The sequence below is a fragment of the uncultured Massilia sp. genome, from assembly GCF_913773735.1.
Classification (GTDB): Bacteria; Pseudomonadota; Gammaproteobacteria; order Burkholderiales; family Burkholderiaceae_D; genus Telluria.
Map to the genome: position 1 here is coordinate 1 of NZ_CAJYEB010000047.1, position 24,017 is coordinate 24,017.

Here is a 24,017-nt window from a genome sequence, read left to right on the forward strand (position 1 = left end):
TCAGCGCGGCGATCTGCGACGAGGTCAGCGCGCCCATCTGGTTGGTCTTCAGGCCGACGATCTGGCCGGTGGTCAGGCCCGCGACTTGCGCGGTGGTCAGTGCGGCGATCTCGGCCGTGGTCAGCGCACCGGCCTGGTCGGAGGTCAGGGCGGCCAGTTGCGCGGTGGTCAGGCCGACGATCTGGCTGGTCTTCATGGCGGCCAGGTCATTGGTCTCGATCGCGGCGACCTGGGCGGTGCCCAGCGCGCCGATCTGGGCGCTCGTCAGGCCGCCGATCTGGACCGTGGACAGGCCGGCGATCTGCGACGTGGTCAGGCCGGCCACCTGGGCGGTGGTCAGCGCGCCGATCTGGTTGGTCTTCAGGACGGCCAGGTCGGCGCTTTCGATGGCGGCGACTTGCGCGGTGCTCAGCGCGGCGATCTGCGACGAGGTCAGCGCGCCCATCTGGTTGGTCTTCAGGCCGACGATCTGGTCGGTGGTCAGGCCGGCGACTTGCGCGGTGGTCAGTGCGGCGATCTCGGCCGTGGTCAGCGCACCGGCCTGTTCCGAGGTCAGGGCGGCCAGTTGCGCGGTGGTCAGGCCGACGATCTGGCTGGTCTTCATGGCGGCCAGGTCGTTGGTCTCGATCGCGGCGACCTGGGCGGTGCCCAGCGCGCCGATCTGGGCGCTGCTCAGGCCGACGATCTGGGACGTGGTCAGGCCGGCGACCTGCTCGGTGGTCAGGCCGGCGACTTGCGCGGTGGTCAGCGCGCCGATCTGGTTGGTCTTCAGCACGGCCAGGTCGGCGCTCTCGATGGCGGCGACCTGCGTGGTGGTCAGCGCGGCGACTTGCGCGGTGGTCAGCGCGGCGACCTGGCTGGTCTTCAGGCCGGCGATCTGCGCGGTGGTCAGGCCGGCGACTTGCGCCGTGGTCAGCGCGGCGATCTCGCCGGTGGTCAGGGCGCCTGCCTGGTCGGAGCTCAGGGCGGCCAGCTGGGCGGTGGTCAGGCCGACGATCTGGCTGGTCTTCATGGCGACCAGGTCGGCCGTCTCGATGGCGGCGACCTGGGCGGTGCCGAGCGCGCCGATCTGGGCGCTGGTCAGGCCGCCGATCTGGGCGGTGGTCAGGCCGGCGATCTGCGCCGTGGTCAGGCCGGCGACCTGCGCGGTGGTCAGCGCGGCCAGCTGGTTGGTCTTCAGCGCGACCAGGTCGGCCGTTTCGATGGCGGCGACCTGCGCGGTGCCCAGCGAGGACACCTGGGTGCTGGTCAGCGCGGCGATCTGGCTGGTCTTCAGGTCGACGATCTGCGCGGTGGTCAGGCCGGCCAGCTGGGCAGTGCTCAGCGCGGCGATCTCGGCGGTCGTCAGGGCGCCGATCTGGTCGGAGGTCAGGACGGCCAGTTGCGCAGTGGTCAGGCCAGCGACCTGGCTGGTCTTCAGCGCGGCGAGGTCGGCGGTTTCGATGGCGGCGACCTGCGCGGTGCCGAGCGCGCCGAGCTGGGCGCTGCTCAGGCCGGCGATCTGCACGGTTGACAGGCCGGCGATCTGCCCCGTGGTCAGGGCCGCGACCTGGGCGGTGGTCAGGGCGGCGACCTGGTTGGTCTTCAGCACGGCCAGGTCGGCCGTCTCGATGGCGGCCACCTGGGCGGTGCTCAGGGCGCCGATCTGCACGGTGGTCAGGGAACCGATCTGGCTGGTCTTCAGGTCGACGATCTGGGCGGTGCTCAGGCCCGCCAGCTGGGCGGTGCTCAGCGCGGCGATCTCGGCGGTGGTCAGGGCGCCGATCTGGTCCGAGTTCAGGACGACCAGCTGGGCCGTGGTCAGGCCGGCGACCTGGGTCGTCTTCAGCGCGGCCAGGTCGGCGGTTTCGATGGCGGCCACCTGGGCGGTGCCCAGCGCGCCGATCTGGACGCTGCTCAGGCCACCCACCTGGGTGGTGGTCAGGGCGGCGACTTGCGCCGTGGTCAGGCCGGCGACTTGCGCCGTGGTCAGGGCGCCGATCTGGCCGGTCTTCAGGACGGCCAGGTCGTCCGTCTCGATGGCGGCGACCTGGGCGGTGGTCATGGCGGCGACCTGGACGGTGCTGAGGGCGCCGACCTGGGCGGTCGTCAGGGCAGCCACCTGGTCGGTGGTCAGGCCGGTCGACAGTTGTTCGGTGGTCAGCGCGACGACGTTCGCCGTGCTGAGGACAGGAATCTGGGAGCTCGTGAGCGCTGCGATCTGGGCCGACGTCAATACGGCGATGTCATCGGTACCGAGCGCGGCGATTTGAGAAGTTTCCAGCGCCTGGATTTGGGCCGTGGTCATTCCTGATAGAACAGACATGGTTAAACCTTTAAATATATTGAACGTTGTCCTGGGTTGATCGCGGCCCTGGCGCGCGCGTCCCGAAATTAAATTTCTCTAAGGATACATTTGTATGGCGGGATCACGCCATTCTTTACGGCAATTATCTTTACAACTTGAGGCATTTTCGGTTGTTTTTTCTCCACAACCATGGATGCTCATCGGTATTAATTGCCTTATAAATAACTTCCTTATCAATACAAGAACGCGCCATCCGAACGGCCATTTTGTGACATTTCCCATCAGAAACTACGGGTGCCTCAAGGTAAAGGCGACAAGCGCGCGCCGGGTATTAAGCTGCGTTCGGCTGTTTTCCCCTGTTCAGGATATCGCCAACACATTGCGTGTTAATGAAATGCAATGCGAATGCCATCCGGCAGGCCTGCATCCGGCCAAGCCATCGGCACCATGGAAAACGACGCGGTTTCGGTACGGGAATCAGTGGGAAACAACAATAATTGGCCAACACGAGATTGCAGTTAAAACAAGTTTTAAGCGCAATGATCGTGGCAATCCATGCATGCAAATGTGTGGGAATGCTTTCAAGACATGTTGCACCGCATCGTGCGGCCGCACCCGACGGCGGACGGCTTATGCCAAATGCTTGCCAATGCCCGTTTATTTACGGAATATACTTAGTTCATCCATAACAGCCGCAGTCGACGCCGCATCCGCTGCGAGCTGCCGGCCAGCGCCAAGAGGATCCGGGCATGAAGAGCCCCACCGCGCGCGTCTCGCGCCTGTATGAAGTGATGGACCTGATGCTCGACTCGGTCGGCGATCCGCTCGCGCTCAAGTCGCTGGCGGCATCGGCGAGCTATTCCTCGTTCCACTTCGACCGCATCTTCCGCGAGCTGACCGGGTTCTCGGCCGTCGAATACCAGAGAAAGCGCCGCCTGCGCCGCGCCGCCCACCTGCTGCGCCACGAGCCGGACGTGCCGATCGTGCGCATCGCCCAGGATTGCGGTTTCCCATCGAATGCGGCCTTCGCCAAGGCCTTCAGGCAGCAGTTCGCGATGTCGGCCAAGGCCTGGCGCGAGGGCGGCTGGCGCGATTACATGGACCGCCAGGTGGGCCGCGAGAGCGACATCGGCTTCTTCGTCGCGGAAGCCGACAATTTGGAAGCGATCCTGGCGCCCTACTGCCCGCCCGAACCGGGCACGGTCGCGGCGCGCATCGCCGTGCGCGCGCTGCCGGCCCTGACCCTGCGCTACCAGCGCTTCTTCGGCCAGTCCGGCGCGGCGCTGTCGATGGCCTGCAATGCCTTCATCCGCGAGCGCGAAAGCCAGGACGGCGTGGTGCCGTCGACGCCGTGGTACGGGGTGTTCGACGAGGACCCGGGGTTTACCGGGGAGCGGGAATACTGCTACGACTTCGGCTGCGCCGAGGACAGCGCGCCGGATCCGGGCCTGGGCCTGCGCACGCTGCCGGCCGGCAACTACGCCTGCCTGGAGTTCGCCGACGAATGGCCGCGCTTCCGCTCGATGTACGAGGACTGGCTCGACAAGCAGGCGACCTGGCGCCTGGACAGCACCCGCCCGCACATCCAGAAGGTCCAGCGCGGCCCGGACGGGCGCTGGCGCGGGTGGCTGGCGCTGCCGGTCAAGAAGCGCTAGGCGTCCGCGGCCCGCGGCCCGGGGCCGGTTTGCGGGCGCGCCACGCCGCTGGGTCCCGGCCTGCGCCGGGACGCCGGATCACCAGTCGAAATCGTCCGGCACCTTGAAGTCCTTGTACGGATCGTCCTCGTCGACGGCCGTCGCGGCGTCCTGCTTCTTGGCGCGCACCACGCTGTCCGGCGCGCGCTCGGCGATCTTGTCGGCGATCACGCGCGGCACCAGTTCAAAGACGTCGCCCTGGGCGACGATGGCCAGGCGCCCGGCCACCAGGTGCTCGCGCACCTTTTCCGAGACATGGATGCGTTCGACCCGGGTGCCGAGCGTGAAGTGGTAGGCGATGTCGCCGTTGCCCTTGGACTGGCGGTTGACCTTCACCATCTGGGCGATCTGGGCGGCGACCGCCCTGGCCGCGGCGGCCGCGTCGCGCTCGGCGTTCAGGGCGCGCGCGCGCTCGGCCTGCTGGCGCTGGGCCTCGAGCGCCGCCTCGCGCGCCTCGTTGACGCTCGTGACGCCGGTGCGGCGCTCGATCTTCTGCTGCTTGCTCTTTTCCTGGTTGGCGACCTTGACCTTCTTCTTGTCGACCAGGCCGGCCTTCATCAGCTGCTCTTGCAGGGACACCATGTTTGCTGCTCCATACGTGATAGGGTGCGCCGTTCCGCGGGGAGCGGCGCCGGAAACCCGTCAGCATAGCAAAAACACCGTCCCGCGGACATCAATCGCGCCGCTGGCCCAGGAAGAAACGCAACATCTCGGCCGAGGCGTCCGGCCCCGCGGCGTCGGTGTACGACCCGGCCGGACTGCCGCCCGCCCAGGCATGGCCGGCGCCGTGCAGCAGCCAGGATTCGAGCACCGGCGTGCCGGCGTCGTCCAGCGCCACCCGCCTGGTGTGGCTGCGGCCCGCGCCGCTGCTGCCGCGCTCCTCGACCTCGCGCAGGCGCGCCCCGGCCGCGAACTGCGCCAGCACCGCGTCGCCGTTCGACGGGTGGACGACGGCGTCGCGGTCGCCATGGAACACGATCGCCGGCACGCGCCGTCCCGCGGGCGCCTCGCGGCCGGGACCGGCCTTGCCCGCGCGGGCGCCCTTCATGGCGTTCAGGCCGGACATCAGGTCGTGCGCGCAACCCGCGGCCAGGCCGGAGTGCACGCCGACGGCCGCGTACAGGTCGGGGCAGGCCGCGCCCAGGATGGCCGCCATTGCCCCGCCCGCCGACAGGCCGGCCACGTAGACCCGGGCCGGATCGGCGCCATGCTCGCGCACGACCGCGCGCGTCATGTCCGCGATGATCGACGGTTCGCCGCCGTCGCGGCCCTGGTGCTGCGCCTCGAACCAGTTCCAGCAGTTCGAGCCGTTCGCGCGCGGCGTCTGTTCCGGATACAGCACCAGGCAGCCGTGCTCCTCGGCCAGGGCGTTCATCGCCGTGCCGGCCGCGAAGTCCGCGGCATCCTGCTTGCAGCCGTGCAGCATGACGAGCAGCGGCCGCGGTCCGTCCGCGGGGCGCGCCGGCACGTACAGGCGGTAGGCGCGCGTGCCCGCGGCGTTGCCCGCTTCGCCGTGCAGGAACTGGCCGGGCGCGGCGGGATCGGCAGCGGGCGCGCGCCCCCTGGCCTGGCCCGGCATGGGCAGGTCGAACCTGCCGGCCAGGCCGGCCAGGGCGTCGCGCAGCGCCGCCGCGGGATTGGGCAGCGGGCCGGGCGCCGGGGCGGCGGCCGGCGCGGCGGGCTTGCCGGTCCAGGCCGGCGCCTCGTTCAGGTCGACGAAGCGGCCCGCTGCAGCGGACGCCGGCGCGGACGCCGGCGGCGGTGCGGCCGGCATCAGCCCGGCGCCGCGCAGCGCGTCCTGGATGATCGCGGTGGCCGCGGTGGGGTCCTGCCCCTGGCTGGAGCGGATGGCGTCGAGCAGGTTGCCGACGAATCGGTCGTGGAGTTTCATAGGGTGTTCCTCAGGTGTCCATGCGGTCCGCCAGCGCGGCCTTGACGGCGGCGGAGGCGGAAAAGGCGCCGAGCACGCGCAGCGAAACGATCGCCGCGCGCGCCAGCTCGGGGGTGACGTCGGCGTCGATGGTGGCCAGGCCGAGAACGTGGATCTCCAGCTGCTCGCCGCCGGCGACGACGCGTTCCAGCTCCGCCTTGCCATAGCGCTGCATGCCCATGACGAAGCGCTTGCGCACCACGGTCTGGCGGATCGCCTCCTGGTGCTGCTGCAGCTGGTTGCGGATGGCCGTGCGGACGAAATCGGTGCGGTTGGTATAGAAACCTTCCTCCACCAGCAGGTCCATCTGGGCCAGGTCCACCAGGCCCAGGTTGATGGTGACCTTGTCGGTATCCGGCAGCTTGGATGTGTTGTCGACGAGCTTCATGACGCTTTCCTCGGTTGATTGATACTCCCTTTATACTCCAATTGGAGTATAAGCGGCGTATTTCAAGGAAAGCGTGTGAAAGAACGGATACGGAACGGCGTCAGGTAGCGGTCGCGTGCGGCTCCGGTTCGAGGCGCACGAAGCGCGTCACCAGGAGCACGGGAAGGGCCGACAGCACCACCCACAGGAAGAAATGGCGGTAGCCGAGCGCCTGCTGGATGTCGCCGCTGACCACCTTCGACAGCACGAAGCCCAGTTGCATGAAGCCGGACCCGAGGGCGTAGTGGGCGGTCTGGTACGGGCCGCTGGCGATGACCTGCATGATGAACAGGATCATGCCGACGAAGCCGAAGCCGTAGCCGAACATCTCTGCGGCCAGCGCCGCCGTGACCAGGCCCAGCGACGCCGGCTGCGCCATGCTCAGGTACCAGAACACCAGGTTCGGCACGTTCATCGCCAGGATCAGCACCGGCATCGCGCGCTTGAGGCCGATGCGCGACGTGAACCAGCCGCCCAGCACGCTGCCGACCAGGAAGGCCGCCGTGCCCGCGGTGCCGTAGATGGCGCCGACTTCCTGGGTCGACAGGCCCAGGCCGCCGATCGCGCGGGCATCGCGCAGGAACAGCGGGCCGATGGTCTGTACCTGCCCCTCGCCCAGGCGGAACAGCACGATGAACAGGATGCCCAGCCAGATCCCGCGCTTGGCGAAGAAGGCGCGGATCACGTCCAGCAGCAGCAGCGCCGTGCCGCGCACCGTGGACGCGGCGTGCGCCACCGCCGCCGGACGCGTGTCCGGCAGCGCCCAGGCGTGGTACAGCCCGAGGCCGGCCAGGAGCAGCCCCAGCAGCGCGAACACGGTCGACCAGGCCACCGGCGCGCCCACGCGCTGCTCCAGAAAGCCGGCCAGGATCACCAGCCCGCCCAGCGACAGGAACTTGGCGCCGTTGAAGAAGGCGCCCTGCCAGCCGGCATAGGCGGCCTGCTGGCGCGCCGACAGGCTGGCGATGTACAGGCCGTCGGCGGCGATGTCGTGGGTGCTGGACGCCAGCGCCACCACGCCCAGCAGCGCGATCGCCAGCGCGAACCAGGCCGGCAGCTGCAGCACCAGCGCCAGCGCCGCCAGCGCGGCGCCGCCGGCCACCTGCAGCGCGACGACGACGCGCTTCTTGCTGCGCGCCAGCTCCAGGAAGGGACTCCACAGGGCCTTGAACACCCAGGCCAGGCCAAGCATGCCGGTCCAGCGCGCGATCTGGTCGTTGGGCACGCCCATGCTCTTGAACATCAGGCCGGCCACCAGCGCCACCGCGTAGAACGGCAGGCCCTGGGCCAGGTACAGCGTGGGCACCCAGGCCAGCGGATGGCGCGCCCCGGGGTGCTCCCCGGGGCGCGCCGACGGCGTCGGATGCGGTGTCAACTGCTCAGGATGTGCCTTGTCCATGCGGTTCCAGGTCGAGGGTGACGGTACGGCTCTTGCGGCCGCGCGTGTCGAAGGTGGCGACCTTGAACGCACGGTCGCCCGGGCCGGCTTGGACGGCGCCGCCGGCATCGATGCGCGGGCTGGCGCAAGTCGGTTCACTGCCGTCCAGAGTGTAATGCAGCGCCAGGCCCGGCAGGGCGACGTTGGCGCGCAGCGTGGCGCCGTCGCGCAGCGCGCCCGGCGGCGGCAGGCGGTAGCCCCAGGACAGCGGCGCCCGGTCCAGGCGCGGCAGCTCGCGCTGGCCGAGCCGGTTGGCGAACTCGTTCCAGTCGGCCGCGCCGTCGTCGGCGCCGCGCCAGCCGGGGTCGGGCGCCCAGGCCCGCTCGGCCAGCGCGATCATGCGCGGCATGGCGAGGTACTCGACGCGCGCGCGCGTGCATGCGTTCTCGCCCCACAGCTGGCCCTGCAGGCCGGCGATGCGCGTCCTCCCGGCCGCGCTCAGGCGCGCCATCGCGTCCCGGCGCTGCGGCGCCACCGTGCGTCCCATCGGATCGACGGCGGCGCCGTCCAGCATGTCCAGCGGGCGGAAGGCGAAGGCCTCGCGGGTGCCGACGAAACCGGCCCAGTAGTAGCCCGGCTCGTGCGGATCCTTCGCATAGGCCAGGTCGAAGTACAGGCTGGCGGCGTTCGCCAGCACCACGTCGTAGCCGACGTTGGCCAGGCGGTAGGCCAGGTCTTCCTGGCCCGAGCCCCAGGCATTGTTCCAGGCGTAGACGTGGAAGTCCGGACCGGCGAACTCGGGATTCGGCACGGGCCGGCCGTCCGGCGCCTGCACGACGGCATTCTCTTCCCAGCCGGCGAAGGCCAGGCCGTGGCGCGCCAGGATCGCGCGGCAGCGGCCCACGAAATCGGCGTGCAGGCGGTCGGCATCCCAGCCGCGTTCGGCCATCAGCGCCTGGCAGCGCGGCGAGCCGAGCCAGGCGCCGGCCGGCACCTCGTCGCCGCCCGTGTGGATCGCGCGCAGCGGCACGCCGGCCCGGCGGTACAGCGCGGCCACGTGGGTCACGACGGCGTCGACGAAGCGGTCGACCGAGGGCAGCGCGATGCACATCACGTTGTCGCGCCACATCTGCACCGACTCGTACACGGACGCGTCGTCCGGATCGCTCAGCAGGTATTCCGCGGCGCCGGCGGCGTCGCCCGCGGCCAGCAGGCGGTCGTGGCGCGCGCGCATCGCCACCACGGCGGCGCGCGCATGGCCCGGCATGTTGAAGCCCGGGACCACCTCGATGTGGCGCGCATGCGCATGGCGCAGGATCGCGACCAGGTCCTCGGCCTCGTAGAAGCCGGTGCCGGCCGACGTCTCGACGGCGGCGCCGGAGCCGAAGGACGGCGGCAGCGCGGCGCCGTCGGGCGCCACGCCGCGGCGCGCGCCGATGTCGGTCAGCTCCGGCAGCGCGTCGATGCGCAGGCGCCAGCCCTCGTCGTCGGTCAGGTGCAGGTGCAGGCGGTTGAGCTTGTAGCGCGCCATGCAGTCGAGCAGGCGCAGCACCGTCTCGCGCGTGGAGAAATGGCGCGCCACGTCGAGCATCATGCCGCGGTAGCCGAAGCGCGGCGCGTCCTCCACCCGGCCCACCGGCAGGACGCCGTCCGCGCCGAGCAGCTGGGCCAGGGTCTGGATGCCGTTGAACACGCCGTGGGCGGAAGCGCCGCGCACCGTCACCGCGTCCGGCGCGATGTCGATGCGGTAGGCCTCGGGACCGGGCGCCGCCACCGGCCCGGTCTCGAGCGCGAGGCGCACCGGCGCCGCAACCGCGCCGGCGCGCTGCGGCAGGCCGCCCAGCAGCGCGCGCAGGAACGCCGCCTCGCCGGCCAGCGATGCCTCGGCGGCGATGGCGCAATCGGCCGCCAGTTGGCAGGCGGCCTGCCCGGCGTCCGCGAATCGCGCGCTGAGCGGCGTGGGCGTGATGCGCCCGACGCGCTCGCGCGGCAGCAGCGACAGGCGCGCATTCTCGTGCCAGCGCCAGGCCGCGTCGGCCGGCAGCAGCAGGTCGCCGCCGTGGCGCGCCAGCTGCTCCGGCCGCGCGAACGGCAGGATCCGCGGATCGCCCAGGTCGGTCACGCTGCCGTCGGCCTCGACGAGGTAGAAGCCGAGCGGCGCATCGGTCACGCTGATGGCCCAGAAGCGCGCCTGGTAGCGCACCTCGCGCGCCGCGCCGGCCGGCCAGGCGGCGCCGTCGGTCGCCGCCAGCCGGAACAGGTCGCCGTTGAGGTGGGCGATGGCGTGGCCGGCGTCCACGCTGGCCGCGATCGGCGGACGGGCGGTGTTGAAGTACACCGCCCAGCCCGGCGCGATCGTCCGGTCCGACACGTTGCGCAGCGCCAGGCGCGCCGCGAACACCTGCTCGTCGACCAGGTTGTCGAGGCACTCCCACGCCAGGGCGATGGGCGTGCCTTGCCCTTGCTGCATGCGCTCCTGCATCAGAGCTTGCCGCGCAGGCCGACGTAGAAGGTGCGGCCGTTCGAGTAGAACGCGCGCGGCCGGTCCTTGTTCTCGGCGTACATCTTGATCGTCTCGTTGGTGAGATTCAGGCCGTCGAAGGTCAGCGTCAGGTTTTCCGTCAGCTTGACGTTGACCGATGCCGCCAGCGAGGGCATGCCGTCCACGTGCTGGCTGGCGCCGCGGTCCACGCCCGCCTTGTACGACGAACGGTAGTTGTACGCCAGGCGCGCCGAGAAGCGTTCGTTCTCGTAGTAGCCGGTCACGTTCCAGGTATTGCGCGAGGAGTTCAGCAGCTCGCCGCCGTCGTCCAGTTCGCCGTCCGCGTAGGTGTAGTTGGTCAGCATGCCGAAATTGCCCCACAGCGGCTGCTGCCAGCTCAGTTCCACGCCCTTGTTCTTGGCGCCGGTGTTGTACGGCGACGTGATCTGGTACTCGGTGAACACGCCGCGCTTGTTGTTGTAGTAGCTGCCGGTGCTGGTGCCCTGGGCCACGATCGAGCTGAAGTCCATGTAGAACACGCCGGCCGACAGCAGCGCCTTCGGCATGTAGTACCACTCGGCCGACAGGTCGTAGTTCACGGCGCGGATCGGGTCCAGGTTGACGTTGCCGCCGCTGCCCGACAGCGCGTCGTCGTTCAGCGAGACCGAGCCGCCCAGCGCGCTGTAGTCCGGACGCGCCATGGTCTTGGCGATGCCGGCGCGCACCACCAGGTCGGCGCGCGCGTCGAACTTGATGTTCGCGCTCGGCAGGTAGTCGCGGTAGGTGCGCTTGTAGGTCGTCGGCGTGTACGGGCCGAAGGCCGAACCGGTGATCGGCGTGGTGCCGCCCGGCAGGTTGACGATCGTGGTCTGGCGCGTCTCGACGGCGCGCAGGCCGATGTTGCCGCTCCAGCGCTCGCCGGAGAAATCGGCCATGCCGTACAGCGCGGCGGTCTTCTCGCCCACCTGGAATTCGTCCAGCCAGTTGTGACGCAGCGTGTAGTCGAGCAGGCGGTTGCCCGGCACCGCGCCCCAGGCGCCCAGCGCGGCGCCGTTGTACTTGAAGTAGTCGTTGAAGATGCTGCCGCCGAGATCCGAACCGAAGTCCGACGGGTATTTCTCGCCGTTCCATGCCGGCCCCGGATTGCTGAAGCCCAGCTCGCCCGGACGCGTCTCGAGCGGGTGCTCGGCGGTGCGCTTGTGGTCGGTCCAGCGGGCGCCGAAGCGCACGGCCTGGACGGTGTCGCCGCGCAGGCGCCATTCGCCGTCGGCCTGCGCGTATTTTTCCTGGTCGACCGATTGCGCCTCGCCGCCGCCCGCCCAGGCCGTCGAGCCGGGCTTGTTGGTGGTGCCGCCCGGGTAGCTGACCGTGGCCGGAGAGAGGCCGTTCAGGCCGTACACCATGCCGCCGTCGACGTTGTTCTGGTAATAGACGTCGTTGCGGTCGTAGCCCACGCCGTGGGTCTTGCCGATCTTGCCGGTGAAGCTCAGGTCGTCGCTGACGCGCCAGCGGCCGTTCAGGTCGACGTACCACGATTCGCCGCCGGCATCCGGACGGTAGATGTTGTCGACCTCGCCCGAGTTGCTGGCGAAGCCGGCGCCGACCAGCGTGCCGTTGCGGATCGTCGGGTTCTGCGGGATCAGGCCGGCGCTGTTGATGGAATTGGCCGGCGCGGCCAGCCAGTTGGTGTTCTGGTGCGGCGCCTCGAGCTTGGAATAGAAGCCGTTCAGGTCGATGCCGAAGTCGCGCGAAGGCTTGGCCTCGATGTCGAAGGCGCCGCCCTGGCGTTTCTTGGTCTGTTCGAACAGCGCGGCGCCGATGAAGGTCGGGACCACCACGCCGGCCAGCTGCGGATTGGCCCGCGCGGCGGCGCTGGTCGCGCTGATCGGGGTGTAGCCGAGGATTTCCTGGCCGTCGCGGCGCACGCTCTGCTTCTCCGAGAAGCCCTGCAGCAGCACGCCGAAGTTGTTGGCCGGGTTCTTCCAGCTGACCAGGGCCGACACCTGCGGCTCGGTCTTGCCGGCCAGGTCGTTGTAGTTGGCCTGGACCGAACCCTCGACGGTGAGCGCCTGCTTGAAGTCGAGCGGACGGCGCGTGATCACGTTGATGGCGCCGGAGACGCCGCCTTCGACCAGGTCCGCCGTGGCGCTCTTCTGCACGACGATCGAGCCCACCAGTTCCGAGGGCAGCAGCGAGAAGCTGCTGGAGCGGCCGACGTTGCCGCCGATCTGGTTCAGCACGAACCAGTCGCCGGTGCTGATGGCGTGGCCGTTGAAGAGTGTCTGCTGGAGGCTGGGGCTGGTGCCGCGCAGGCTGACGCGGTCGTTCTCGCCGAAGCCGCCCTCGCCGCCCGCCGACGATTGCGTGTTCACGCCCGGCAGGCGCTGGATCGCGTCGGCCACGTTCTTGTCGGGCATCTTGCCGATGTCCTCGGCCGTCACCACCTCGACCACCGCGTCGGCATTGCGCTTCTGGCGCAGCGACTGCTCCAGCGCGGCGCGCACGCCCGTCACGATGACGGTCTGCGCATCGCCCGGGCGTTCGGGCTGGGGTCCCGCGCCCGCGCCGGCCTGCCGGGAATCCTGCGCCCGCGCCTGGGCCACGAGGCCCATCGCCAACATCGCCACCGCGCTCGCGATTGCCGTGCGCGCCACCGTCTTCCGTCCCAACGAATGCTTCATGTGCTCTCCCAAAACTGTATGACCGCGCTTGGGGCGCGGCGCTCGTCAAGTCAAACTTGCCAGTTTCGAATTCGGCGGACGCTGCAGCGTCTCTCGTCTTCGTATGGGGCGCATTGTGTCGTTGAATTGTTGCCCATGTTTGTCAAATCTTGCTATCGCGAATCCGCGTGTCATCTTTTCGACACGTGCGTGTGATACCGCGCCATGCACAGGGACGGCCCTACCGTACCGCCCGAAAAAACTGCTTGGGATAGACTTCCCTTCAACATGCATGGCCCACACCGGCATGCACGACGAAACTTTTCTTTGGACAAAAGGGAGGAAATATGCGTACAACCTGGATCGTTTCCGCGGACGCAGGACGCGCCCGCATCTTCGCCGAGTCCGACCCGCAGCAGCCCTACGAGGAAGTCGAGGACATGGTCAGTCCGAATGCGCGGGCGCGCGACATCGACATCAATACCGACCGCATCGGCACCACCGCGGCCGGCCAGAGCATCCACAACACGGGCGGCGCGACGCCGAACAAGCAGTACGAGCCGGCGCAGACGCCGGAGCAGCACGATGCGTCGCTGTTCGCCAAGCAGATCTGCGCCACGCTGCTCAAGGGCGCCCAGGAAAAGCGTTTCGCCAAGCTGGTGCTGGTGGCCGAGCCGAAGTTCCTGGGCGTGCTGCGCGGCGAACTCGACAAGCAGTTGCAGCCGCTGGTCGAATTCGAGCTGAACAAGGATTACAGCCACTCGAACGCGCAGCAGTTGCGCGAGCAGTTGCAGGCGGCCAAGGCGAAGGCCTGAGGGAGAGGATCGGCGCCGGGATCGGTTGCAGGTAGCGCCGGCGCCGGCATCACCTGCACGTCGCTCCGGCGAAGTCATCACTTGCACGTCGCCCCGGCGAAGGCCGGGGTCCAATTTTTTGGCGCAGCGTCAACGCATGCAAAATTGGGCCCCGGCCTTCGCCGGGGCGACGGTTTTCAGGCCAACGGTTATCCTTCGGCCACGGCCCGATACGCTAGCGCCCCAGCGCCCTGCGCCGCGGCGCCTCGGCACGCGCCGCCAGGCGGAACACGCTGACCGCCTCGGCCAGGCCGCGCGCCTGCTCCTGCATGGCGTCGGCCGCGGCCGCCGCCTCCTCGACCAGGGCGGCGTTCTGCTGCGTCACCTGGTCCATCTGCGCCACCGCCACGTTCACCTGCTCGATGCCGGCCGTCTGCTCGACGCTGGCCGCGGCGATCTCGCTCATGATGCCGGTCACGCGCTGCACGCTCGCATGCAGTTCCTGCATCGTGGCGCCGGCCTGCTCGACCAGGCGTCCGCCCGCATCCACGCGCGCCGTCGAATCGTCGATCAGCGCCTTGATCTCCTTCGCCGCCGTGGCCGAGCGCTGCGCCAGGTTGCGCACCTCGGACGCCACCACGGCGAAGCCGCGGCCCTGCTCGCCGGCGCGCGCCGCTTCCACGGCGGCGTTCAGCGCCAGGATATTGGTCTGGAACGCGATGCCGTCGATCACGCCGATGATCTCGGCGATGCGGCGCGACGCCTCGTTGATGCCGCCCATCGTGTCCACCACCTGGCGGATCACGGCGCCGCCGCGGTCCGCCACGCCGGACGCCGCCTGGGCCAGCGCATTCGCCTGGCGCGCATTGTCGGCGTTCTGGCGCACGGCCGACGTCAGCTCCTCCATCGACGCCGCCGTCTCTTCCAGCGAACTGGCCTGCTCTTCGGTGCGGCTGGACAGGTCCTGGTTGCCGGCCGCGATCTGGCGCGACGCGGTGCCGATGGTCTCGGTGCCGCTGCGCACGCGCGCCACGATGCCGGCCAGCGCGCCGTTCATCGTCTGCAGCGCGGCCAGCAGCCGGCCCGTCTCGTCGTTGCGCTCGATCCGGATGACCTGGGTCAGGTCGCCCGCGGCCACGCTGTCGGCCAGGCGCAGCGCCTCGGCGAGCGAGCGGCCGATGCCGCCGATCAGCAGCCCGGCCACGGCCACGCCGGCCAGCGTGCCGGCCACGATCAGGGCGATCGACCAGTTGCGCGCGCGCTCGTAGCGCGCCAGGGCGGCGTCGTATTCCTGCTTGGCGACGTCGATCTGCAGTTGCACCAGCGCCTGCATGTGCTGGCGCACCGGCTGGTACAGGCGCTTGAGGGCGCCCGTGACCAGGGACCGGGCGCGGTCGGCGTCGCGCTCGCGCAGCGCCGCCATCGTCGGCCTGATGCCGTCGGCGACGAAGGCCGTGCGGCTGTCGATGAAGCGCTGGCCCAGCACCGCTTCCTGCGCGGTGATGCGGGTTTCCTTGTAGGTCTTCCAGAGCGCCGAGATGGTATCGATGCGGGTGGCGACTTCCTGCAGCACCGGGCCATGGTCGGCGTCCGGCTCGAGCGCCGCGCCGGTCAGCCCCTGCTGGTTTTCCTGCATCAGCGACAGGATCCGGTTGAGCTGGGCGATCACGACCAGGCGGTCGTTGTAGACGGTGCCCAGCGCGGCATTGGTGGCGGCCTGGTTGGTCAGGCCGCCGGCGCCGACCGCGACGGCGATCAGGCTCAGCAAGGCAGTGAGGAAGACGAGGCGGGATTTGATGCTCAGGTTCTGGAACATGGCGGAGCCGGCAGCGCGGAAACATTCACGATGCCAGCGATTCTAGAACGCGTTGACTGTTCCTTGCAGCAATTTATTAACCATCAGGTACATGAAGCCGAACAAGATGTTGCATTATTGCGTCAATGCCGTATCATTGACGCAATTTGCACCATTTTAGCGCATTTCATGCACCAGACTGGCGCTTGCGCGCGATGGCGCCCGCGTTGCGCCGGCATTGTGCCGATGGGCGGGCACGGCCGCCGGGGCGCTCGCGTCCGCCAGCCGGAACACGCTGGCGGCATCGGCCAGGCTGCGCGCCTGGTCGCGCATCGCGCCGGTGGCGGCGGCCGCTTCCTCGACCAGCGCCGCATTCTGCTGCGTCACCTGGTCCATCTGCACGATGGCGCGGCTGACCTGGTCGATGCCGGCGCTCTGCTCGCCCGAGGCGGCCGCGATCTCGGCCATGATGACGCTGACATCGCGCACGCTCTCGACCACGTCGCGCATCGTCGCCCCGGCCTGGTCGACGAGGCGCGAGCCGGCCCCGACCTTCGCCGCGGAGTCCTCGATCAGCGCCTTGATTTCGCGGGCGGCGGCGGCCGAACGCTGGGCCAGCGTGCGCACCTCGCTGGCGACCACCGCGAAGCCGCGTCCCTGCTCGCCGGCGCGGGCCGCTTCCACGGCGGCGTTCAACGCCAGGATATTGGTCTGGAACGCGATGCCGTCGATGACGCCGATGATGTCGGCGATCCGCGCGGCCGAGGCGTCGATCTCGCCCATGGTCCGCACCACCTGCGCCATCACCTCGCCGCCGCGGGTGGCGACGCCGGACGCCGCGGCCGACATGCGGTTGCCGCGCGCGGCGTTCTCGGCGTTCTGCTTGACGGTCGACGCCAGCTCCTCCATCGACGCCGCGCTTTCTTCCAGCGCGCTGGCCTGCTGCTCGGTGCGCCCCGACAGGTCCATGTTGCCGGTGGCGACCTGGCCGGCCGCCGTCGCGATCGTGTCGGCGCCGCCGCGCACCCGCGCCACCAGGCCGTTCAGGTTGTCGTTCATGGCGTGCAGCGCCGCGATCAGCTCGCCCGTCTCGTCGCGCGCGCCGCCGTCCAGGGTGGCGTCGACGCGCGCCGTCAGGTCGCCGGCGGCCACCGCGTTGGCGACCGCGACGGCCGCGCGCAGCGGGCGCACGATGCCGCGCGTCAGGCGCCAGGCCAGCAGCGCGCCCAGCGCCAGTGCGCAGGCGCCGACGACGGCCAGCACCAGGCGGCCGCTGGCGACTGCCGCCGCCACGTCGTCCTGCGCCGCCTCGGCCATGCGCTGCTGGCGCTCGGACAAGGCGAGCACCGATTTCTCGTAGGCGTCCAGCGCCGGATTCATCTTTTCCTCGATCAGGCGCTGGACCAGGGCCGGTTCGGCGCCGCCTTCCTTCAGCGCGAACGCCTCGTCGCGCGCCGCCGTGTAGGCCTTGCGGCTCGCCGCCGCCCGTTCCAGCAACGCCTTGCCCTCGGGGCGCACGACCAGCGCGTCCAGCTTGTCCTTGATGCTTCCGATCTCGGCGCTGTTGGCCTTCATGCGCGTGCGGATCTCCGCCAGGTCGCGGGCATCGCGGGCGCGCAGGCGCGTCTCGGTCAGCGCGCGGTTGACGCGGGTGGCGGCGATCCAGCGGTCGGCCAGGCGCGCCTTGACGACCGCGGCGTCCATCGCCTCGGTGGCGCCGCCGACCTGTTGCAGGCGCAGGATACCCACGACCATCAAGACGATGGACAACGCCAGCACGGCGGCAAAGGCAATGGCGAGACGGGCGCCGATCTTGTAATTGTTGAAAATCATGATCAACCTCGATTAAAAAACTGTACATCGTCAATACGATAATGGGCTTTGTAAGAATAAATCGCCAGCCAATTGTTACTTTCTGGAATAACCGGTTGTTCATCCGCAACAAAATACGGATATTCATGAAAGAAACGGAATGGCAATCGACGGTAAAATGCCGCCTCGCCTCGTCATACCGAAGCCTGCCTTCGGGATCGCCATGTCCTGTCTTCCTGTCTGCCTGCGCCCTTCCCTCTTCGCCACCCGCCTGCTGCGCCACGGCGCCGGCCTGTTGTTCTGGCTCGCCGCCCTGACGGCCCAGGCCGCCGGTCCGAAACCCGTCCTGCTGGGTATCGACGGCGAGTTCGGCCTGGACAACAGCACGTCGGCCCAGGCGGTGGAACTGGGGATGCGCGCCGCCATCGCCGAGATCAACGCCGCCGGCGGCGTGCTGCGCGGCCGGCCGCTGGAAGTCGTCGCCAAGGACCACCGCTCGATCCCGGCGCGCGGCATTCGCAACATCCAGGAATTCGCCGCGATGCCCGACCTGGTGGCGGTGTTCGGCGGCCGCTTCAGCCCGGTGATCATCGAGGAACTGCCGACGCTGCGGGAAACCCGCACGCTGTTCATGGCCGTGTGGTCGTCGGCCGACGGCATCATCGACAACGAGATGCATCCGAACTACGTGTACCGGCTGTCGCTGCGCGATTCGCTGGCCATGCCGCGCCTGCTGGCGGCGGCGCACAAGCGGCGCCTGGACCGCGTGGGCCTGCTGCTCACCAATACGTCCTGGGGCCGCAGCAACGCCAAGGCGGCCGAGCGCGCGCTCGAGCGCCAGCCCGGCATGAAGATCGTCGGCACGTCCTGGTACAACTGGCGCGACACCAGCCTGGTCGACAACTACCAGCACCTGCGCGCGGCCGGCGCCCAGGCCATCGTGCTGGTCGCCAACGACGACGAGGCGGCGATCCTGGTGCGCGAAGTGGCGCGGCTGCCGAAGGCGCAGCGCATCCCCATCCTCAGCCACTGGGGCGTGACCGGCGGCGAGTTCGTGGCCCAGGCCGGCCCGGCGCTGCAGGAAGTCGACTTCACGGTGATCCAGACCTTCAGCTTCTTCCGCGCCGACAAGGCGCGCGTGCAGCGCTTCCTGGCCAGCGCGGCGAAGGTCTCGTCCGTGCGCCGCATCGAGGACATCAAGGGACCGGTGGGCGCGGCCCACGCCTACGACCTGACCCACCTGCTGGCGCAGGCGATCGACCGCGCCGGCAGCACCGACCGCAGGGCCGTGCGCGACGCGCTCGAGCGCCTGGGCCCGTGGCGCGGCCTGGTCAAGCAGTACGCGCCGCCGTTCACCCCGGCCAACCACGAAGCCCTCGGTCCGGCCGAGCTGCTGATGGCGCGCTACCGCGCCGACGGCGTGCTGGTGCCGACCGGGGATTGACGATGTCGACCAGCACCCCACCGACCAGCCTGTCGCAACGCTTCGCGCTGGCGGCCGCGATCCTGACCGCGGCCGCCGTGCTGCTGATCGCCGGCGTGTCGTCCTGGCTGATCGACCGCCAGCGCGCCCAGGCCAATGCCCTGCTGCTGCAGCGCGAGGTCGCCTTCCATGCGACCACGGTCGGGCGCAACCTGGAAGCGCTGGCCACGCGCCTGGCGGAAGTGGCCAACAGCCCGATCCTGGCCACCGCCCTGGTCGACAGCGCCGGCAAGGAAACCTACCTGACACCCTTCCTGCACGGCCTGCGCCAGATGAACGGCATCCCGCTGCGCCTGCTGTTCACCGACTTCGAAGGCAAGGAAATCGCCAGCAACGGCGTGCCCGGCTTCACCGAGGCCGACCTGGCCTGGCTGCGCGCCCGCATCGAGAGCGGCGACGAGCGCGCGGCGCTGCAGGCCGGCCCCACGGGCGACGAACTGATCGGCGTGAACCTGTTGCGCTATTCGCGCACCCGCACGCCGGAGGGCGCGTTGATGTACAAGGTCCGGCTGGCCGACCTCAAGCCCGCGCCCTGGGCCAGCTTCGTGCGCGCCGGCACGGGCGGCGCTGCGCGCGCCACGCTGGCCCAGGACGCGCAGGCCACCCACGAGATCGCGGCCATGGTGCCGCTGCCGCCGGGCCTGGCCCACCTGGGCCTGCAGCTGCGCGAGGACGAACGGCGCCTGCCGCTGCCGCTCGATACGCCGGGTCCGCAATACCTCTTGATCGTCGGCGTGGCGGCGCTGCTGGCGCTGGTCGTGTTCTTGCTCGCCTCGCGCCTGGCGCTGGGGCTGACGCGCGACCTGCGCCGCCTCGAGACCTTTTCCGGCGCCCTGGGCAATGCCGGCGACGAGGGCCGGCACGGCGGCGGCGACGGCAACGGCGAGCGGCCGCGCGCGCCGCTCGAAGGCAGCCGCGAAGTGGCCAGCCTGGCCGGCTCGATCAACCGCATGCTGGACCGCCTGTACGAACAGCACGCGGTGCTGGAAGCGGAGCGCCGGAAATTCCTGCAGCTGTCGAACAACATCCCGCAACTGGTCTGGATCGCCGATCCGCAGGGCGAGATCGTCTGGTTCAACGAGCGCTGGTACGAATTCACCGGCGCCACGCCGGGCGAGGTCGGCATCGCGCACTGGGAGCGCTTCCACGACCCCGACCTGCTGCCGCAGCTGCGCCGGCGCTGGCAGGAAGCGCTGGCGCACGGCCGCATGACGCAGATGACCTTCCCGCTGCGCGGCGCCGACGGCCGCTACCGCAATTTCTTCACCTCGCTGGCGCCGCTGCGCGATGCCGGCGGCGCGGTCGTGCAGTGGTTCGGCGCCAGCACCGACGTCACCCCGCTGGAACGCGCCGAGCGCGCCGTGCGCTACAGCGAGGAGCGCCTGCAGCAGGGCCTCGTGGCGGCGCGCATGGCCGTGTGGGAACGCGATCCGGCCAGCGGCCAGGTGAGCTTCTCGGCCAACCTGCACAGCGTGTTCGGCACCTCCTGGCACAACGTCGCCGAACTGTGGAAGCTGGCCGATCCGGACGACCGCCAGGCCCTGCGCGAGGCTGCCGACCGCGCCCTGCACGACGGCGGCGAGTACCGCGTCACGCCGCGCATCCGCCGCGCCGACGACGGCCGCACCGCCTGGCTCGACATCCGCGGCCGCCTCGGCCTGGGCGCCGACGGGCGCAGCACGGTGGTGCATGCGGTCGCCATCGACATCACCGAGCGCAAGCGCGCCGAGGAGGCGCTGCGCCTGGCCGACCGCCGCAAGGACGAGTTCCTGGCGATGCTGGCGCACGAGCTGCGCAACCCGCTGGCGCCGATCTCCAGCGCCGCCGACATGCTGCGCCTGGCCTATGCGGGCGAGCCGCGCGTGAAGCAGATCGGCGACATCGTCGCGCGCCAGGTCGCGCACATGCGCCACCTGGTCGACGACCTGCTGGACGTCTCGCGCGTCACGCGCGGCCTGGTGACGGTGGACCGCCACCCGCTCGACCTGCGCGACGCCATCGGCGAGGCGATCGAACAATCGCGCCCGCTGGTCGACGCACGCCGCCACGAACTGCAGGTGCGCATGAGCCAGCAGCCGCTGATGGTCGACGGCGACCGCACGCGCCTGGTGCAGGTGGCCGCCAACCTGATCAACAACGCCGCCAAGTACACGCCGGAAGGCGGTTGCGTCGAGGTGACGCTGGACGCCGTCGACGGCCGCGCCCAGCTGATGGTGCGCGACAACGGCAGCGGCATCGGCGCCGACCTGCTGCCGGTGGTGTTCGACCTGTTCACGCAGGGCTCGCGCACGCTGGACCGCACCCAGGGCGGCCTGGGCCTGGGCCTGGCGCTGGTGCGCAAACTGGTCGACCTGCACGGCGGCCGCGTCGACGCCACCAGCCCCGGCCTGGGCCACGGCAGCACCTTCACCGTCCGCCTGCCCCTGCTCCCCTGACAAATCGCAAACCGGGGTCAGAGCCGGGGTCAGAGCCCTGAATTTGGAAATGTCTTGATGGCTTTTTCCAAAAACCGGGCTCTGACCCCGGCTCTGACCCCGGTTTGGGGTTGGTCAAGGTGAGGAAGTCTTACTTTATGGGAAATGTGAAATGATGGTTGGCATATAAATTGCTCTAAAGGAAGGCTTTATCCTCTTTTCTGGAAACATGAGCACCGAACACAATTCGCTGCTGGACACTTTCCTGCCGCATATGCCCGACGTGGGCCGTTGCCAGGCTGCGCTCCACGAACTCCACCACACCTGGCGCCTGATCGAGGCGTCGGCCCGCATGAATTGCCCCGCCGAGGCGCGCACGCTGCTCCCCGCCGTGGTGAGCACCCGCACCAACCTGGCGCAGCTGGAAGATGCCCTCGTCGCGAACCTCGTCTCCGAAAAGGTGCGCCAGGTGCTGGGCGAAGCCGCCACGCGTGCCCAGTACGCGCTCGACCTGCTGGTGCGCAACCTGTTCGAGCGTACCGCCGACGTCGGCTTCCTCGCCACCGACGCCGACCTGTGCCGCTTCGCCGCCGGCCTGGATGACGACCGCGACGCCGCCCGCGCGCGCCTGGCAGCCTACCGCGACAAGTACACGGTCTACGACGACATCCTGGTGCTGGCGCCGGACGGCCGCGTGCTGGTCCAGGCCGATGCCGATGCCGGCCTGCAGGCCAGCCGCGACCCGCTGGTCGCGCAGACGCTGCAGGCGGGCACCTGGCTGGAGACCTTCCGCGCCACCGACCTGCGCCCCGGCCAGCCGCGCGCCCTCGTGTACTCCCAGGCGATGCGGCACCCGGACGGCGGCGCGGTCGTCGCCGTGCTGTGCCTGAGCTTCCGCTTCGAGCACGAGATGGCCGCCATCTTCGCCGCCTACCGCGACGGCGCTGGCCGCGCCAACATGCTGCTGCTGGACGCCGACCGGCGCGTCATCAGCAGCGCCGACCCGCTCTGGATCCCGGCGGGCGTGCAGGTGCCCGCCCTCCCCGTCGACCGCGCCGGCGCGCCCCCGGTGCAGGTGTTCGCCGGCCGCGAATACCTGGCCGTCACGGTCGCCAGCGCCGGCTACCAGGGCTATCCCGGCCCGGCCGGCTGGACGAGCCAGGTGATGGTGCCGCTCGACCTGGCGTTCCGCGCGCCCCAGGACAGCGCCATCGACGCCACCGGGGCGCGCCTGCTGCAAGGCCTGCTGTCGCATGCCGGCAGCTTCAATCCGGCGCTGCACGACCTGCTGTCGTCAGTGAGCGCGGCCACGCACGCGATCAAGCGCATCGTCTGGAACGGCAAGGTGGCGACGGCCGCCGCCGCGGGCATGGGCGCCGCGGCGGACAGCGGCGCCGGCAGGCTGGTGACGATCCTCGACCAGATCACCGAGACCGGCCAGCGCAGCGACGCCGTGTTCTCGCGCTCGATCCGCGACCTGTACCGCACCGTGCTGGCGTCGAGCATGCGCGCCGCCGAATTCACGGCGCAACTGCTGGTCGACATGCTCGACCGCAGCCTCTACGAACGCGCCAACGATTGCCGCTGGTGGGCGCTGGCCGGCCCGCTGCGCCATGGCCTGGCGGACGCCGGCGACCCCGAGCGCGCGCGCCGGCTGGGCGCTGTGCTGGAAACGATCAACGCCCTGTACACCGTGTACAGCCGCCTGTTCGTGTACGACCGCGACGGCGTCGTGCTCGCCGCCAGCGGCGGCGCGGACGTCGTCGGCCAGCGCATCGACGCCGCCACGCTGGCCGCCGTGGGCGCGCTGCGCAGCGAACGCGAGCACCACGTCGAACCGTTCGCGCCCTCGCCGTTCTACGGCGGCCGCCCGACCTTCGTCTACCACGCCGCGATCCGCCATCCGGAACGCGCGGACACCGTCGTCGGCGGCATCGGCATCGTGTTCGACGGCGCCACGGAACTGCGCAACATGCTCGCCGGCGGCGTGGCCGGGCGCGCCGGCATGCAGGCCTTCTTTTGCGCGCCGGACGGCCGCGTGCTGTGCGGCAGCGACGCCGACGTCGTCCCCGGCACGGTGCTGGAGCTGGAGCGCGGCCTGCTCGACGATGCCGCCGCCGGCGCCAGCGTGTCGCGCATCGTCGCCTGGCGCGGCCAGTACTGCGTCGCCGCCTGCAGCGCGGCCGCCGGCTACCGCGAATTCCGCGCCGGCGCGCATCGCGAGGAACCGGTGCTGGCCGTGCTGCTGCAGGCATTCGGCGCGCTGCGCCGCGAGGACGAGCTGGAAGCGCTGGCCGAACCGGCCCGGATCGAATCGGTGCCCGAGGGCGGGCGCGCGGTCGCGCTGTTCCACGCCCAGGGCGCGCTGATGGCGCTGGATGCGGCCAGCGTGGTCGAGGCGGTGCCGTTCGCCCGCGTGAAGAAGGCGCCGGGCGCGGCGGCGCGCATCGGCATGCTCGACGTCGACCTGCCCGGCCAGCCGCGCGCCTTCGTCTGGGTGTTCGACCTGGCGCGGCTGCTGGGCGGGCCGGCCGCCGCCGCCGGTCCGCACAGCCAGGTGCTGCTGGTGCGCGAGGGCGGCCGCACCATCGGCCTGCTGATCGACGACGTGCATTCGGTGCAGCAGTTCGACGACGGCCAGCGCGCGCCGCTGTCGCTGTCCGCCGGCGAGCGCTCGCTGTCGACCGGCCTGCTCAAGGCCAACGGCGGCAGCGTGCTGATCCAGGAACTCGGCGTGGCGGCGATCTTCGCCAGCCTGCTCGGCAACGCGCCGCACGCGGCGTGAGGGGCATGCGGCGTGAGGGGCATGCAGCATGAAAATTGCAGCGCGGCACTGGTTTGACGGAAACGCCGATTCCGCC

14 protein-coding genes are annotated in these 24,017 nt (G+C 70.2%); 5 read left to right on the forward strand and 9 right to left on the reverse strand.

What is annotated here, in order from left to right:
• Positions 1 to 2,287 (reverse strand): beta strand repeat-containing protein (locus QZ749_RS23720; RefSeq protein WP_373896854.1); only part of this gene is annotated, 2,287 nt, incomplete at its 3' end.
• Between the two features lie 749 nt (positions 2,288 to 3,036).
• On the opposite strand from QZ749_RS23720, the gene QZ749_RS23725 reads away from it, so the two are divergent.
• Positions 3,037 to 3,942 carry a helix-turn-helix domain-containing protein gene (locus QZ749_RS23725; RefSeq protein ID WP_296952399.1) on the forward strand — a complete coding sequence of 302 codons (906 nt, stop codon included), beginning with the start codon at positions 3,037 to 3,039 and terminating at the stop codon, positions 3,940 to 3,942.
• A gap of 78 nt (positions 3,943 to 4,020) precedes the next feature.
• On the opposite strand, the gene QZ749_RS23730 is transcribed toward QZ749_RS23725, so the two are convergent.
• The 6 genes from QZ749_RS23730 to QZ749_RS23755 form a co-directional block, all read right to left on the reverse strand.
• Positions 4,021 to 4,563, reverse strand: coding sequence for a DUF2058 domain-containing protein (locus tag QZ749_RS23730; protein ID WP_296952405.1), 543 nt, complete (start codon positions 4,561 to 4,563; stop codon positions 4,021 to 4,023).
• A gap of 91 nt (positions 4,564 to 4,654) precedes the next feature.
• Positions 4,655 to 5,872: a PHB depolymerase family esterase gene (locus tag QZ749_RS23735; protein ID WP_296952408.1), complete on the reverse strand. Its 1,218-nt coding sequence runs from the start codon at positions 5,870 to 5,872 to the stop codon at positions 4,655 to 4,657.
• Positions 5,873 to 5,882: 10 nt separating this feature from the next.
• On the reverse strand, positions 5,883 to 6,299 hold the full coding sequence (locus QZ749_RS23740; RefSeq protein ID WP_296952409.1) for a CopG family transcriptional regulator: 417 nt from the start codon (positions 6,297 to 6,299) through the stop codon (positions 5,883 to 5,885).
• A 100-nt stretch (positions 6,300 to 6,399) separates the two neighbouring features.
• Entirely contained in the window at positions 6,400 to 7,737 is a 1,338-nt protein-coding gene (locus QZ749_RS23745) for an MFS transporter (protein WP_296952412.1), read from the reverse strand.
• Positions 7,718 to 10,186, reverse strand: coding sequence for a family 20 glycosylhydrolase (locus QZ749_RS23750; protein ID WP_296952414.1), 2,469 nt, complete (start codon positions 10,184 to 10,186; stop codon positions 7,718 to 7,720). Before QZ749_RS23750 ends, QZ749_RS23745 begins: the two co-directional genes overlap by 20 nt.
• 11 nt (positions 10,187 to 10,197) lie before the next feature.
• Complete coding sequence (locus tag QZ749_RS23755; protein WP_296952416.1) at positions 10,198 to 12,879, reverse strand: TonB-dependent receptor; 2,682 nt, start codon at positions 12,877 to 12,879, stop codon at positions 10,198 to 10,200.
• Positions 12,880 to 13,205: 326 nt separating this feature from the next.
• Between QZ749_RS23755 and QZ749_RS23760 the strand changes: the two genes are divergently transcribed.
• A complete protein-coding gene (locus QZ749_RS23760) occupies positions 13,206 to 13,673 on the forward strand; it encodes a host attachment protein (RefSeq protein ID WP_296952418.1) in 468 nt (155 codons plus the stop codon).
• Between the two features lie 214 nt (positions 13,674 to 13,887).
• Here QZ749_RS23760 and QZ749_RS23765 read toward each other — a convergent pair whose 3' ends face one another.
• Positions 13,888 to 15,468 carry a methyl-accepting chemotaxis protein gene (locus tag QZ749_RS23765; protein WP_296952422.1) on the reverse strand — a complete coding sequence of 527 codons (1,581 nt, stop codon included), beginning with the start codon at positions 15,466 to 15,468 and terminating at the stop codon, positions 13,888 to 13,890.
• Positions 15,469 to 15,624: 156 nt separating this feature from the next.
• Complete coding sequence (locus tag QZ749_RS23770) at positions 15,625 to 17,280, reverse strand: methyl-accepting chemotaxis protein (RefSeq protein WP_296952425.1); 1,656 nt, start codon at positions 17,278 to 17,280, stop codon at positions 15,625 to 15,627.
• 202 nt (positions 17,281 to 17,482) lie between these two features.
• Between QZ749_RS23770 and QZ749_RS23775 the strand changes: the two genes are divergently transcribed.
• The 3 genes from QZ749_RS23775 (at position 17,483) to QZ749_RS23785 (ending at position 23,941) form a co-directional block, all read left to right on the forward strand.
• Positions 17,483 to 18,703 carry an ABC transporter substrate-binding protein gene (locus QZ749_RS23775; protein ID WP_296952427.1) on the forward strand — a complete coding sequence of 407 codons (1,221 nt, stop codon included), beginning with the start codon at positions 17,483 to 17,485 and terminating at the stop codon, positions 18,701 to 18,703.
• 2 nt (positions 18,704 to 18,705) lie between these two features.
• Positions 18,706 to 21,177, forward strand: a complete 2,472-nt coding sequence (locus QZ749_RS23780) for a PAS domain-containing sensor histidine kinase (RefSeq protein ID WP_296952430.1) — start codon at positions 18,706 to 18,708, stop codon at positions 21,175 to 21,177.
• Positions 21,178 to 21,385: 208 nt separating this feature from the next.
• Positions 21,386 to 23,941, forward strand: coding sequence for a chemotaxis protein CheW (locus QZ749_RS23785; RefSeq protein WP_296952433.1), 2,556 nt, complete (start codon positions 21,386 to 21,388; stop codon positions 23,939 to 23,941).
• The last annotated feature ends 76 nt before the right edge of the window (positions 23,942 to 24,017 follow it).

Bases quoted from the DNA above. Each gene is read 5' to 3' on its own strand.
- QZ749_RS23735 (WP_296952408.1), bottom strand. From the start codon at position 5,872: ATGAAACTCCACGACCGATTCGTCGGCAACCTGCTCGACGCCATCCGC.
- QZ749_RS23750 (WP_296952414.1), bottom strand. From the start codon at position 10,186: ATGCAGCAAGGGCAAGGCACGCCCATCGCCCTGGCGTGGGAGTGCCTC.
- QZ749_RS23770 (WP_296952425.1), bottom strand. From the start codon at position 17,280: ATGATTTTCAACAATTACAAGATCGGCGCCCGTCTCGCCATTGCCTTT.
- QZ749_RS23775 (WP_296952427.1), top strand. From the start codon at position 17,483: ATGTCCTGTCTTCCTGTCTGCCTGCGCCCTTCCCTCTTCGCCACCCGC.
- QZ749_RS23780 (WP_296952430.1), top strand. From the start codon at position 18,706: ATGTCGACCAGCACCCCACCGACCAGCCTGTCGCAACGCTTCGCGCTG.
- QZ749_RS23725 (WP_296952399.1), top strand. From the start codon at position 3,037: ATGAAGAGCCCCACCGCGCGCGTCTCGCGCCTGTATGAAGTGATGGAC.
- QZ749_RS23740 (WP_296952409.1), bottom strand. From the start codon at position 6,299: ATGAAGCTCGTCGACAACACATCCAAGCTGCCGGATACCGACAAGGTC.
- QZ749_RS23730 (WP_296952405.1), bottom strand. From the start codon at position 4,563: ATGGTGTCCCTGCAAGAGCAGCTGATGAAGGCCGGCCTGGTCGACAAG.
- QZ749_RS23745 (WP_296952412.1), bottom strand. From the start codon at position 7,737: ATGGACAAGGCACATCCTGAGCAGTTGACACCGCATCCGACGCCGTCG.
- QZ749_RS23785 (WP_296952433.1), top strand. From the start codon at position 21,386: ATGAGCACCGAACACAATTCGCTGCTGGACACTTTCCTGCCGCATATG.
- QZ749_RS23765 (WP_296952422.1), bottom strand. From the start codon at position 15,468: ATGTTCCAGAACCTGAGCATCAAATCCCGCCTCGTCTTCCTCACTGCC.
- QZ749_RS23755 (WP_296952416.1), bottom strand. From the start codon at position 12,879: ATGAAGCATTCGTTGGGACGGAAGACGGTGGCGCGCACGGCAATCGCG.
- QZ749_RS23760 (WP_296952418.1), top strand. From the start codon at position 13,206: ATGCGTACAACCTGGATCGTTTCCGCGGACGCAGGACGCGCCCGCATC.